This is a genomic window from Streptomyces sp. NPDC048637, assembly GCF_040650675.1.
Taxonomy (GTDB): Bacteria; Actinomycetota; Actinomycetes; order Streptomycetales; family Streptomycetaceae; genus Streptomyces.
In genome coordinates, this window is record NZ_JBEZHQ010000003.1 from 467,251 (window position 1) to 479,614 (window position 12,364).

Genomic DNA, 12,364 nt, shown 5'->3' on the forward strand with positions numbered 1-12,364 from the left:
AGCCACCGGGAACACGTACGCCCGCAGTGCAAGACTGCGGGCGTACGAATGGGCGCGGTGGCGCTCAGGCGGGCGTGGTCGCCGCCGCGATCCGCTCCTGGCGCAGCGCCTCGTACCAGGTGTCGTCCACCGGGGGAAGCGCGTTGACATCCAGCGCCAGCTTGATCAGCAGGTCGGCGATATGCGGATTGCGCGCCATCACCGGGCCGTGCATGTACGTACCGAAGACGGTGTCGTTCCACGCGCCCTCGTAGCCGTCGCCGACGCCGTTGCCCTTGCCGAAGCGCACCTTGGCGAACGGCCGGGCGGTCTTGCCCAGGTGCGTCACGCCCTGGTGGTTCTCGAAGCCGGTCAGCGGCGGCAGTCCCAACTGCGGGTCGATATCGGCGAGTACGTCGCCGACGCAGCGCTCGGCCTCGCCGCGGGCGCTCACCACGTCCAGCAGCCCCAGGCCCTGCTGCCGCTCCCCGAGGTCGTTGATGAACTCATGGCCCAGGATCTGGTAGCCGGCGCACACCGAGAACACGATCGCGCCGTTGGAGACCGCACGGCTCAGCCCGCCGTCGCGGATCAGCCGCTCGGACGCCAGCCGCTGCGGCCGGTCCTCGCCGCCACCGATCAGGTAGATGTCGCCGGAGGTGGGGATCTGCTGGTCGGACCGTACGTCCAGCCGCTGGACGTCCAGACCGCGCTGGCGCGCCCGCCGCTCCACCACCAGGGCGTTCCCCTGGTCGCCGTACGTGCTCAGCAGGTCCGGGTAGATCCACACCAGCCGCAGGCTGTTGTCACTCATGCTCGCTCGTCCTTGTCCGCGCGTCACGTCAGTTGCCCACCCGTCGGCGCAGGTCCTGGAAGGCCGTGTAGTTGGCGATGACTTCGATCCGGCCGGGCGGTGCCAGCTGCACCGCCTCGTCGAGGCTCTCGCAGACCTGGAAGTCGAGGCCCGCGACCTCCAGCCGCACCGCCAGGTCCAGCTTGCGGTCGCCCAGCACGAAGATCGGGTGCCCGGCCAGCCGGGTGTAGTCGACGTCCCACAGCCAGGAGGTGTCGGTGCCGTCCGCGCCGCGTGCGTTCACCGCCATGATCACCGGGGTCGGCGGCGGGTCGATCAGCGAGAACGTCTCCAGCCAGCCGGCCGGGTTCTTCGCCAGCAGCAGCCGCAGCTCCCGCTCCATGAAGGTGACCACGTCATAGCGGCCGGCCACCGCCTGCACCGAGAACATCCGCTCCAGGGCCACCTGCGGCGGCACCCCGAAGGCGGCGGCGACCGCGGCGGACGTGGTGGCGTTGGCCTTGTTGGCGCGCCCCGGCAGCTGCAGCTTGATCGGCCAGGCGCTGCCGTGCGGGTCGAGCACATGATCGCCGGACAGCGCCCAGCTGGGCGTGGGACGGCGGAAGCCGCACTCGGCGCAGAACCAGTCCTCGCCCGGCCGCTGCATCACACCACCGCACGAGGGGCAGGACCAGGCATCGTCCTTCCACTCCTGCCCGGCCGCGACCCACACCACGTTCGAGGACGACGAGGCCGCCCACACGATCAGCGGGTCGTCCGCGTTGGCGATGATCAGCGCCTTGGAACCGGACAGCCCCTCCCGCCAGTGCTCGGCCAGCATCCGGGTCTCCGCGGCGCGGTCGAGCTGGTCGCGGGAGAGGTTCAGCAGCGCTATGGCCTTCGGCGTCACATCGCGTGCCACGCCGGCGAGGTACTTCTCGTCCACCTCGATGACGCCGTAGCGGGCGTCCGATCCACCGGCCAGCGCGGACGTGATGCCCGCCGGCATATTGGCGCCGAGCGCGTTGGAGACCACCGGACCGCTGGCCCGCAGCGCCTCCGCGATCAGCCGCGTCGTGGTCGTCTTGCCGTTCGTCGCCGACACCAGGATGACGTCCAAGTGCCGGGCCAGCCGCGCCAGCAGGTCGGGGTCGAGCTTGAGCGCCACCCGGCCACCGATCACCGATCCGCTGCCGCGGCCCGCCGCGCGCGATACCGCCGCCGCGGCCTTGCCCGCCGTCACGGCCAGCTTGGCCCGCGGCGACAGCGGCTCCGTGTTGCCTGCCATCGTCTTTGATCCTCCTTGCATCCGGCGCCCGCCTGCCGTGGGTCTGCCGGGGAACGCCTCCTCCGCAGCCGATGACCGGCCGGGGCTTCGGTCGGGGATCAGCCTATCGAGATCCGGCCGCAGCCCCGAACCCCGCCACCCGTGCGGCGACATCCGCGGTGCTCAGGACCGTACGCTTGTCCCCATGCGCCCCCGCACCATTCCCGGCAGTTCCGGCCATGTCCGCCCGCTGCGATTGCTCGGCGATCCGGCCCTGACCGAGCCCTGTCAGGAGGTCACCGTCTTCGACGACGAGCTGGCCCGGCTGGTCGAGGACATGTACGCGACGATGTACGCCGCGCAGGGGGTGGGCCTCGCCGCCAACCAGATCGGCGTCCCGCTGCGGGTTTTCGTCTACGACTGCCCCGACGACGAGGACCGCCGTCATCTGGGGCACCTCGTCAACCCCCGGCTCGTCGACAACGACGGCCCGGTCATCCGCGGACCCGAGGGCTGCCTCTCGCTCCCCGGCATCGAAGCCGGCACCCCGCGCCACGACCACACCGTCGTGACCGGGGTCGGCGTCACCGGCGAACCCCGAACGGTGACCGGCACCGGCTTCTTCGCCCGCTGTCTCCAGCACGAGTGCGACCATCTCGACGGTGGCCTCTACGTCGACCACCTCACCGGGCTGCGCCGCCGCCGGGCGCTGCGCGCGGCGGCCAAGGCTCCGTGGGCAACGGCGGAGGCGTCCGGCCGCTGAGCGACCGGCGCCTCCCGTCGTTCCACGGACCGGCGCTCAGAAGCCGGGGCCGTCCTTGCGGTCCTCGACCGCGGCCAGCTGCCCCCAGAGCAGATCGGCCAGCTGCCTGACCAACTCCTCGCGTGAGCAAGGGCGTTCCCGCAGCCACCAGTCACCGGCGTGCTGCATCATGCCGACGATGCCATGGCCCCAGACCCGCGCTGTCAGCTCGCCGCCCGGCCCCAGGTCGAGCCGGTCGGTGATCACCTTGGCCAGCTCCTCGCCGAGCCGGCGCAGCAGCGGGGCGGAGTGCCGTCCGACGTCGAAGCCGGACTCGGACGCGTTGTCCTCGTCCGACGGGTGCATCAGGAAGCGGTACACCTGCGGCCGGGCCTCGATCGCGAGCAGGTAGGCGTCGAGGGTGGCCTCGACCCGGTCCCGGCGCAGGACGGGGGCGTCCAGCGCGGTCGCCAGATTGGCGAGCAGGGCATCCGTGTGCCGCACGGCGAGTGCGCGGTACAGCCCGCCCTTGTCGCCGAAGTGCCGGTAGAGGATCGGTTTGGTGATACCTGCCTCGGCGGCGATGGCGTTCATCGAGGCGTCCGGGCCGTCGCGCAGCACAATGCGCTCGGCGGCCTCCAGGAGCTCCCGCCGTCTGCGCTCGGTCGCCGTCTGCCGGCGGCCGCTGTGCTCTGTGCTTTCCATGGTCGTGCTCCCCACCCTTGCGAATCCGTGGCGCTGGCGCAACGTAACACCCGATCTCCGCGGCGATTTCGTTCCCAGGGGAGTTGACACCGCTTACTGGCGAGTAACACACTGCGGGTTACCGCTAGTAACATCGCAATGCCGCAGCAGCTGGAGGGGACATGGCCGAGTTCACCATGGTGCTCAACGACGAGCAGAAGGAAGTCCGTGACTGGATTCACGGCTTCGCCACGGACGTCATGCGCCCCGCCGCCGCCGAGTGGGACGAGCGCGAGGAGACCCCCTGGCCCGTGATCCAGGAGGCCGCCAAGATCGGCCTGTACTCCCTCGACTTCTACGCCCAGCAGTTCTTCGACCCCACGGGCCTCGGCATCCCCATGGCGATGGAGGAGCTGTTCTGGGGCGACGCCGGTATCGGTCTGTCGATCGTGGGCACCGGCCTGGCCGCCGTCGGCGTGCTCGCGAACGGCACGGAGGAGCAGATCGGCACCTGGGTCCCGCAGATGTACGGCGACGTCAACGACGTCAAGGTCGCCGCCTTCTGCTCGTCGGAACCGGACGCCGGCTCGGACGTCGCCGCGATGCGCACCCGTGCGGTCTACGACGAGGCCAAGGACGAGTGGGTGCTCAACGGCACCAAGACCTGGGCCACCAACGGCGGCATCGCCAACGTCCATGTCGTCGTCGCGGTCGTCGACCCGGATGCCGGCTCCAAGGGCCATGCCTCCTTCATCGTCCCCCCGAACACCCCCGGCCTCTCCCAGGGGCAGAAGTTCAAGAAGCACGGCATCCGCGCCTCGCACACCGCCGAGGTCGTCCTGGAGAACGTCCGGGTCCCCGGCCACTGCCTGCTCGGCGGCAAGGAGAAGCTCGACGAGCGTCTCGCCCGGGCCCGGGAGAACGCCAAGAAGGATGCGGAGAGGGTGAAGAACGCCGCCATGGCCACCTTCGAGGCCTCCCGCCCGGCCGTCGGCGCGATGGCGGTCGGCACGGCCCGCGCGGCCTACGAAGAGGCCCTGGAGTACGCCAAAACCCGCTCCCAGTTCGGCCGCCCGATCATCGACAACCAGGGTGTGGCGTTCCAGCTCGCCGATATGCGCACCCAGATCGACGCCGCCCGCCTGCTGGTCTGGCGCGCCTCCTGGATGGCGGTGAACGGCAAGCCCTTCACCTCTGCCGAGGGCTCCATGTCGAAGCTCTTCGCCAGCGAGGTCGCCAAGAAGGTCACCGCCCAGGCCGTACAGATCCTCGGCGGTAACGGCTTCACCCGCGAGTACCCGGTCGAGCGGATGCACCGCGACGCAGCCATCTACACGATCTTCGAAGGCACCAGCGAGATCCAGCGCCTGGTGATCGCCCGGACGCTCTCCGGGATGCCGATCCGCTGAGGCCGACGGCCCGCGAACGCGCGTGGTTCGCGGCGAATGAAATCTCCGGTACTCCAGCCCCATCAGCCCCATCAGCCCCATCAGCCCCTCGAAGCCGACTGGCCCGCACCGGAGATCGGGCCCGGCCGGCTTGGAGCGGGCGGGCTGTCGGCGTTAGCGGCACCGTGCCTGGTCGGTTGGCGTCAGTGGCACCGTGCCTGGTGGGTCGGCGTTAGCGGCGCCGTGCCTGGTGGGTCGGCGTCAGTGGCACCGTGCCTGGTCGGTTGGCGTCAGTGGCACCGTGCCTGGTGGGTCGGCGTCAGCGGCGCCGTGCCCGGTCGGTTGGCGTCAGCGGCACCGGGCCCGGTCCATCGGCGTCGGCCGCACCGTGCCCGGCCCATGATGGGTACCGCAGCAGGTATCGTGCGCCACCCCGCAACACCGCGTACGGACGAACCGGTGGGCGGGCGCGGCCGTCGAACCACCGTGCGCCGCCGGCACCACGTACCGGACGGGCTCCGCCTCGCTTGCCCGTTCTCCGGCTCGGCGAACCCCCGCCGTGGTCATGGGCTGGACACCCCCTAGGGTGAGACCACGGAAGACCTGGGAGAGCTTGATGGAGCCGTTGGAAGCTGCAGACCCACGGGCCGCCGGACCGTACCAGCTGATAGGACGTCTGGGCTCGGGCGGGATGGGCCGGGTGTTCGTCGGTGAGTCCGTGACGGGGCGGCGGGTGGCCGTGAAGCTCGTGCGCGAGGATCTGGCGGCCACGCCCGGTTTCCGCGACAGGTTCCGGCGCGAGGCCAAGCTCGCGATGCGGGCGGGCGGCTTCTGGACCGCGCCGGTCGTCGACGCGGACCCGGACGCCACCATGCCATGGATCGCAAGCCAGTACGTCGACGGCCCCTCGCTCGCCGAACGCGTCACCCAGCAGGGCCCGTTGGACGAGGCGGAAGTACGCAGGCTCGGCACCGGGCTGGCCGAGGCAATCGCCTCGTTCCACAGAGGCGCCCTTGTGCACCGCGACCTCAAGCCCTCCAATGTCCTCCTCGTCGACGACGGTCCCAGGGTCATCGACTTCGGCATCTCCAAGGCGATGGAGACCACCGCCGGTACCGATCTGACCAAGGCCGGAACCGTCCTGGGTACACCTGGCTTCATGTCGCCCGAGCAGGCACTGGGGCAACCGGTGGGCCCGCCCTCGGATGTCTTCTCCCTCGGCTCACTGCTCGTCTACGCGGCCACCGGCGCCGGACCCTTCGGTGACGGGACCTCCCACGCGCTGCTGTTCCGGGTGGTGTACGAGGCGCCCGATCTCGGCGCGGTACCGGACGGTCTGCGGGGGCTGGTGCAGGACTGTCTGCACAAGTCTCCGGAGGGCCGCCCCACGGCCGATGCGCTCCTCGCACGCCTCGCGGATGTACCGCGAGCGACGGTCCCCGACCCGCGCATCGCACCGAAGGCCGTGGCGAAGACCGTGTCCGGCGCGGATGCTCTGGCGGCCACCGGGCCGCAGCGAGGGAACCCAACGGCCGCAACCAAGCCGCCGGTGTCGGCACCGCGCCGCCCCCGGCCAGCTCCTGAGCCGCCGGCCCTCCCTGCGTTCACCGTGGAGAAATGGGGCCCCGCGGCGTTCTTGCACCGCCTGCGACGGCCGGCCGTATCGGCGTTGGCGATCATCGGCATCCTCCTCTTCCTCGCAGTGGGGTTCGACCAGGCCGTGGCTTTGCTCCCGCTCGCTTTCCTCTCCACGCTGCTGCATGTGCTCTACGCGCTGAAGGTCTCGTTCCCGCTCCTCAGGGCCAGGGCAGTGCAGGTCGGAGCAGACGGGCTCTTTGTGCGGCACGGCCCGCACACGCTCACGGTGCCCTGGCGGGACATCTCCTCCGTCACGCTCACCGGAAAGAGGAACAAGCACACCATCGCCCTGACAGCAGCCCTCCAGGAAGGAACGGACACCCGGGTTCCCGCTCCGCTCCGCGCCGGGCCGGGTGTGCTGAAGTGCACGGTCGTCTCCACGGCGAAGGGCGAGACGAGCACCCGCCTGGACGGCCTCGATACCGCGCTGCGGAATTTCGCGGGCAGCCGCTACCACACGCTTCCCGCCGCACCCTGACAAGGACCGTACGGGCAGGGTGAGGGGTGCAGCGCTCCGTGGCGAAGCGGCGTTCTTGGTCGGCGCCGATACGGTCCGCAAGCTCACCGGGATCGAGTTCCCCGGCGTGACCACGGACGACTCGGTGTCGCGCACCGGACAGGTGAGTGTGCCGCTGGCCATGGTCGGTGCTGATGGCGGCCTGGCCGTACCTGGTTTCGGCGTCTTACCACCGTTCCGACACCTGCGCACGGAACGCGGCCTGATCACCTGGGCGCCGTTCCCGGCAGGCGATCCGCTGATCAGCACGGTGGAGTGGGGCCAGCCGGCCGAGGATGAGGCTTCCCTTGACGCGCTTCGGGCCAGCGCCTCCCGAGTGCTCGGCGTGAACGTACCGCTCGACCCGCCTACCGGACCGGGACCACACCTGATGAGGCGGTTGTCCGGCGGCAACACCAGGATCGCGTCGCGGTACCGTGCGGGCCGCGTGTTCCTCCTCGGGGACGCCGCGCACGTGCACTCGGCGATCGGCGGTCCGGGGCTCAACATGGGCCTGCAGGACGCAGTGAACCTGGGCTGGAAGCTGGCCGCGGCCTTGTGCGACCACGCACCGGAGGGGCTGCTGGGCACCTACGAAGCGGAGCGGTCCCCAGCGGCCCGGCGGGTCGCCATGCACACGCAGGCGCAATCGCTGCTCACTCGCCCGGGCGGCGAGGTGACTGCGCTGCGCGAACTGTTCGGCGAACTGCTCGCCCGGACTGCGACCCGGCGGCACCTCGCGAATCTGCTGTCCGGTGCGGATATCACCTACGACATGGGGCCGGCGACCGGGCCGCTCGTCGGCCGAAGGGCACCGGATCTGCCGGGCCTGCGTGAACTGACCCGCACCGGCCGCCCGCTCCTCCTGGACCCCACCGGCACCCTCGATGTGGGCGTGTGGGCGTCTCACGTCGACACCGTGACCGTCCCAGAACTCGACACCGCACTGCTTCTCCGGCCCGACTGCTACGTGGCCTGGCAAGGCACCACGGGCGAGGGCCTGTACGAAGCGCTGGAGACCTGGGTCAGGGCAGCTTGAGCAGCACGTCTGGCGTCCGGTGCCGCACGTGAAGTTGTCGGCAGGCGCGTTTCGGCAGGCGCGTTTCCAGGGCTGACGGCCGCCGAACGGCAGCACGCTGACCTGCAGGCGCGCTGACCGGTCTCACCTGACCGTGTCCACGGAATGCGGACTGAACAAGGTCAGGTGAGACGGCATCAGGGGATCGTGAGACGGGACACCTAGGGCCTGTCCGATGGGTCAGGGTCGGATAGGCCCTAGTAGAGCTTGTCCCGCCGATCCTGTGTGCCAGACGACGATCAAGCGGGCCGGGGCCCATGCCGGTGGTTCCCTCAGTGCTGGATCAGGCCGCCGACCGTGACGGGAGCGACGTGGCCGGTCGCGGGAAGGGTCTGCGCCAGGGCAGGCCGATGTCGACCAGTGATGACCGGCGCAGGCCGGTGACATCGGGAATCGGAGTCCAGACCGACTCGGCGATTTCGCCGTTCGGCTCAGGCCGGAGTTGCCCGCCGGTGATGCGGACCTGGTAGAAGATGCCGACATTCTGGTGTTCTGCTCCGCCGGGGAGGGTGCGTTCGGCTGCGGGGATGATCCTTGAGTCCACGCCCAGCAGGCGTTCGACGACCGCGTCGCAGCCGGTCTCCTCAGCGACCTCCCGGATCACCGCATCGAACGGATCCTCCGCATGCTCGACCCTGCCGCCCGGAAGAGTCCAGTTGGGCTCGCCCTTCGGTGGAACGTGACAGGCGAGCAGCCCCCGCCCGTCGTCGATGCAGACGGCGTACGCCGCCAGCCGGAAACTCATTGCGGGCCGCCCTGCCGGCCGGCCGGACCGCGGCCAGGACTCCGACCACCAGCGCCAAGTGCCAGGCAGCGTCCGCCGGTGCCGGTGATATCGGCAGGTGGATGAGCCTGGAGTGGACGGTCCGCCATCTGCTTGTATGGGCCCCGGGAAGTCATTTCAGGAGGTGACGGGCACATGGTGTCCACGGAGAGCATTCTCGCGTTCGCGGCGATGTCGCTGCTGGTCATCGTGATTCCAGGGCCGAGTGTGCTGTTCGTGATCGGTAGGGCTCTCGCACACGGCCGCCGCACAGCGCTCGCGACGGTCCTCGGCAACTTGGTTGGTTCGTATGCCCTGGTGATCGCTGTGGCGTGGGGCCTCGGCGCGCTGGTGGAGCGCTCGGCGGCAGTGTTCATGGCCGTAAAGATGGCCGGAGCGGCGTATCTCGTCTACCTGGGTGTGCAGGCGTTCCGGCACCGCAAGGAGATGCGCGCGGCAGACATGGCGGCCCCGGCGGGTGAGCAGCGTGGCGATCTGCGCACGATCCTGGACGGGGTTTTCGTGGGCGTCAGCAACCCGAAGGGGATTGTCTTCTTCGCGGCGGTGCTGCCACAGTTCGTGGACCACTCGGCGGGCCATGTCCCCCTCCAGATGATGCTGTTGGGCCTGGTCCCGGTCGCCATCGGCCTGATCACGGACACTCTGTGGGGCCTGGGCGCCTCGGCGGCCCGTTCCTGGTTCGCCCGCTCGGACCGCCGTCTGTCGATGGTCGGCGGGGCGGGCGGCTTCGCGATGATCGGCCTGGGCGTAACGGCGGCGGCGACAGGCCGCGCCGATTAGGGACTGCACGGCGAGTCAGGGAACGGAGCCAGAGGCGTACGGCCCACCTCCGCCCGCGCGGAGAGTAAGGCACCGGGGTGAGATCCAGCGCCTGGTGATCGCCCGGACGCTCTCCGGAATGCCGATCCGCCGCGGCCAACTCGCAGGTGAGCAGGCGGAGTTCTCGTACTGCCGTAGGGAAGGGCCTCACCCAGTCGCTGGGTGGGGCCCTCGGCGTATCTGGGGCCGGTGAAAAGTCGGGCCACGCTGAAGGGTGCGCAATGCCGCCTGAGAGTCCGCTGAATTGATCACGCGGCCGAGAACCGCTCTGCGCCTTTGGCTCACGGAGGCGTCACGGGCTTCCTGACTCACCTCATTCAGCCTTCAGTCAGTGGATGGCGGCGGTGATGGCGCCGAGCCGTAAGTCGGCCGGGCCGGCAAGGCTGCCGCGGCCTCGGTGGGCGAGCGTCACCCGTGCCCGCCCGCCGAAGCGTCCGGCGTCATGCGCTCGCATCCCCTTGACGGGTGGATCGCCGCGCTCTACTTTCCTTCCATAAAGCAAAACATTAGTTCCATGATGCGGAAGTGAGCCTCTCTGGCGCTTCGCTGGAGCTTGCCCGTGACAGGTCGACGCAGGAGTACTCGATGCCTCGAATGACAGCCGCCCGCGCCGCGGTGGAGATCCTCAAGCGGGAGGGCGTGGCCCACGCCTTCGGAGTGCCGGGTGCCGCGATCAACCCCTTCTACGCGGCGCTCAAGGGCGCGGGCGGGATCGACCACACGCTGGCGCGTCATGTCGAGGGCGCCTCGCACATGGCCGAGGGCTACACCCGGACCCACCCGGGCAACATCGGCGTCTGCATCGGCACCTCCGGCCCAGCCGGCACGGACATGATCACCGGCCTCTACTCCGCGATCGGTGACTCGATCCCGATCCTGTGCATCACCGGCCAGGCCCCCACCGCGGTGATCCAGAAGGAGGACTTCCAGGCCGTCGACATCGCCTCGATCGCCAAGCCGGTCACCAAGGCCGCGACCACCGTGATGGAGGCCGCGCAGGTCCCCGGTGTCTTCCAGCAGGCCTTCCATCTGATGCGTTCCGGACGCCCCGGCCCGGTCCTCATCGACCTGCCGATCGACGTCCAGCTGACCGAGATCGACTTCGACCCCGGGACATACGAGCCGCTGCCCGCGTTTAAGCCGGCCGCGACCCGCGCCCAGATCGAGAAGGCCCTCACGCTCCTGAACGCGTCGGAGCGCCCGCTGATCGTCGCCGGCGGCGGCATCATCAACGCCGACGCGTCCGGGTTGCTGGTGGAGTTCGCCGAGCTGACCGGCACACCGGTCGTTCCCACCCTGATGGGCTGGGGAATCCTCGCCGACGATCATGAGTTGAACGCCGGCATGGTCGGCCTGCAGACCTCGCACCGCTACGGCAACGCGAACTTCCTGGAGTCCGACTTCGTTCTCGGCATCGGCAACCGCTGGGCCAACCGCCACACCGGCAAGCTGGACGTCTACACCCAGGGCCGCACATTCGTCCATGTCGACATCGAGCCGACCCAGATCGGAAAGATCTTCGCCCCGGACTACGGCATCGCCTCGGACGCCAAAGCCGCGCTGGCGCTGTTCGTCGAGGTGGCCAAGGAGCTCAAGGCCGCGGGCAAGCTGCCCGACCGGAGCGACTGGGCCGCGTCCACCCAGGAGCGCAAGGCTCAGCTCCAGCGCCGTACGCACTTCGACAACATCCCGATGAAGCCGCAGCGCGTCTACGAGGAGATGAACAAGGCCTTCGGGCCGGAGACCCGCTACGTCACCACCATTGGCCTCTCCCAGATCGCCGGCGCGCAGATGCTGCACGTCTACAAGCCGCGCCACTGGATCAACTGCGGCCAGGCCGGCCCGCTCGGCTGGACCATCCCGGCCGCACTGGGCGTCGCCACCGCCGATCCAGGGACGCCGGTCGTCGCGCTCTCCGGCGACTACGACTTCCAGTTCATGCTTGAGGAGCTGGCCGTCGGCGCTCAGCACAAGATCCCGTACATCCATGTCCTGGTGAACAACGCCTACTTGGGCCTGATCCGTCAGGCGCAGCGCAACCTCGACATCAACTTCCAGGTGAACCTGGAGTTCGAGAACATCAACTCACCGGAGCTGGGCGTCTACGGCGTGGACCACGTCAAGGTCGCCGAGGGCCTGGGCTGCAAGGCCGTCCGGGTCACCGACCCGAGCCAACTGGGCGCCGCGTTCGAGGAGGCCAAGAAGCTGGCCGCCGAGCACCGCGTCCCGGTCGTCGTCGAGGCCATCCTCGAGCGGATCACCAATATCTCGATGAGCGGTTCCGACATCGCCAGCGTCAATGAATGGGAGGACGTCGCGACCGAGCCCGGTCACGCGCCCACCGCGATCAAGCCGCTCAAGGTCTGAGGCCGGTCCGGCGCCGGAGCGGGGCGCCGGAGCGGGGCCGGACTGGGGCCGGACTGGGGCCGGACCGGGGCGCCTGGCTTGATCCGGACGGTGTGCCGGGTGCGGTGTGAACCCCCGCGCCCGGAGTCACCGCCCTTCCCGTATCGCCCCTCCCGCAATGACCCGGACGGCGCCCGCCCGCCGTCACCCTCCCCCTCCCCCTCCCCCTCCCCTTCTGTGATGTGAAAGAGGCACCTCATGAGCAATCTTCCCAGGATCGCGTGGATCGGTCTGGGCATCATGGGCTCGCCCATGGCCGAGAACCTGATCAAGGCCGGCTACTCGGTGAC

11 protein-coding genes and 1 pseudogene are annotated in these 12,364 nt (G+C 69.8%); 7 read left to right on the forward strand and 5 right to left on the reverse strand.

What is annotated here, in order from left to right:
• Positions 1–64 precede the first annotated feature (64 nt).
• Together AB0C46_RS07385 and AB0C46_RS07390 are read right to left on the reverse strand one after the other, a co-directional pair.
• Entirely contained in the window at positions 65–793 is a 729-nt protein-coding gene (locus AB0C46_RS07385; RefSeq protein ID WP_362826401.1) for a glutamine amidotransferase, read from the reverse strand.
• 28 nt (positions 794–821) lie between these two features.
• Complete coding sequence (locus AB0C46_RS07390) at positions 822–2,060, reverse strand: MurT ligase domain-containing protein (protein ID WP_362826403.1); 1,239 nt, start codon at positions 2,058–2,060, stop codon at positions 822–824.
• A 184-nt stretch (positions 2,061–2,244) separates the two neighbouring features.
• Here AB0C46_RS07390 and def point away from each other — a divergent pair, with 184 nt between their 5' ends.
• On the forward strand, positions 2,245–2,802 hold the full coding sequence (gene def, locus AB0C46_RS07395) for a peptide deformylase (protein WP_362826404.1): 558 nt from the start codon (positions 2,245–2,247) through the stop codon (positions 2,800–2,802).
• A gap of 36 nt (positions 2,803–2,838) precedes the next feature.
• Here the strand turns inward: def and AB0C46_RS07400 are convergent, their stop codons facing one another.
• Entirely contained in the window at positions 2,839–3,486 is a 648-nt protein-coding gene (locus AB0C46_RS07400; RefSeq protein WP_362826406.1) for a TetR family transcriptional regulator, read from the reverse strand.
• Positions 3,487–3,647: 161 nt separating this feature from the next.
• Between AB0C46_RS07400 and AB0C46_RS07405 the strand changes: the two genes are divergently transcribed.
• The 3 genes from AB0C46_RS07405 to AB0C46_RS07415 all read left to right on the forward strand — a co-directional run bounded on the left by AB0C46_RS07405 (position 3,648) and on the right by AB0C46_RS07415 (position 8,026).
• Complete coding sequence (locus tag AB0C46_RS07405) at positions 3,648–4,874, forward strand: acyl-CoA dehydrogenase family protein (protein WP_362826408.1); 1,227 nt, start codon at positions 3,648–3,650, stop codon at positions 4,872–4,874.
• Between the two features lie 604 nt (positions 4,875–5,478).
• Positions 5,479–6,969 carry a serine/threonine-protein kinase gene (locus AB0C46_RS07410; protein ID WP_362826410.1) on the forward strand — a complete coding sequence of 497 codons (1,491 nt, stop codon included), beginning with the start codon at positions 5,479–5,481 and terminating at the stop codon, positions 6,967–6,969.
• A gap of 19 nt (positions 6,970–6,988) precedes the next feature.
• Complete coding sequence (locus AB0C46_RS07415) at positions 6,989–8,026, forward strand: FAD-dependent monooxygenase (RefSeq protein ID WP_362826412.1); 1,038 nt, start codon at positions 6,989–6,991, stop codon at positions 8,024–8,026.
• A 311-nt stretch (positions 8,027–8,337) separates the two neighbouring features.
• Here the strand turns inward: AB0C46_RS07415 and AB0C46_RS07420 are convergent.
• A pseudogene (locus tag AB0C46_RS07420) lies at positions 8,338–8,810 on the reverse strand (NUDIX domain-containing protein).
• Positions 8,811–8,984: 174 nt separating this feature from the next.
• On the opposite strand from AB0C46_RS07420, the gene AB0C46_RS07425 reads away from it, so the two are divergent.
• Entirely contained in the window at positions 8,985–9,629 is a 645-nt protein-coding gene (locus AB0C46_RS07425) for a LysE family translocator (RefSeq protein WP_362826414.1), read from the forward strand.
• 367 nt (positions 9,630–9,996) lie between these two features.
• Here the strand turns inward: AB0C46_RS07425 and AB0C46_RS07430 are convergent, their stop codons facing one another.
• Positions 9,997–10,122, reverse strand: a complete 126-nt coding sequence (locus tag AB0C46_RS07430) for a hypothetical protein (RefSeq protein ID WP_362826416.1) — start codon at positions 10,120–10,122, stop codon at positions 9,997–9,999.
• A 131-nt stretch (positions 10,123–10,253) separates the two neighbouring features.
• Between AB0C46_RS07430 and gcl the strand changes: the two genes are divergently transcribed.
• Both gcl and AB0C46_RS07440 read left to right on the forward strand, forming a co-directional pair.
• On the forward strand, positions 10,254–12,035 hold the full coding sequence (gcl, locus tag AB0C46_RS07435) for a glyoxylate carboligase (RefSeq protein ID WP_362826417.1): 1,782 nt from the start codon (positions 10,254–10,256) through the stop codon (positions 12,033–12,035).
• Between the two features lie 237 nt (positions 12,036–12,272).
• A partial coding sequence (locus AB0C46_RS07440) for an NAD(P)-binding domain-containing protein (RefSeq protein ID WP_362826452.1) occupies positions 12,273–12,364 on the forward strand: 92 nt, incomplete at its 3' end.

What these genes read in the sequence shown, in the direction of transcription:
- AB0C46_RS07390 (WP_362826403.1), bottom strand. Translation starts at nt 2,060, where the DNA reads ATGGCAGGCAACACGGAGCCGCTGTCGCCGCGGGCCAAGCTGGCCGTG.
- AB0C46_RS07405 (WP_362826408.1), top strand. Translation starts at nt 3,648, where the DNA reads ATGGCCGAGTTCACCATGGTGCTCAACGACGAGCAGAAGGAAGTCCGT.
- AB0C46_RS07400 (WP_362826406.1), bottom strand. Translation starts at nt 3,486, where the DNA reads ATGGAAAGCACAGAGCACAGCGGCCGCCGGCAGACGGCGACCGAGCGC.
- AB0C46_RS07430 (WP_362826416.1), bottom strand. Translation starts at nt 10,122, where the DNA reads ATGCGAGCGCATGACGCCGGACGCTTCGGCGGGCGGGCACGGGTGACG.
- AB0C46_RS07385 (WP_362826401.1), bottom strand. Translation starts at nt 793, where the DNA reads ATGAGTGACAACAGCCTGCGGCTGGTGTGGATCTACCCGGACCTGCTG.
- gcl (WP_362826417.1), top strand. Translation starts at nt 10,254, where the DNA reads ATGCCTCGAATGACAGCCGCCCGCGCCGCGGTGGAGATCCTCAAGCGG.
- def (WP_362826404.1), top strand. Translation starts at nt 2,245, where the DNA reads ATGCGCCCCCGCACCATTCCCGGCAGTTCCGGCCATGTCCGCCCGCTG.
- AB0C46_RS07425 (WP_362826414.1), top strand. Translation starts at nt 8,985, where the DNA reads ATGGTGTCCACGGAGAGCATTCTCGCGTTCGCGGCGATGTCGCTGCTG.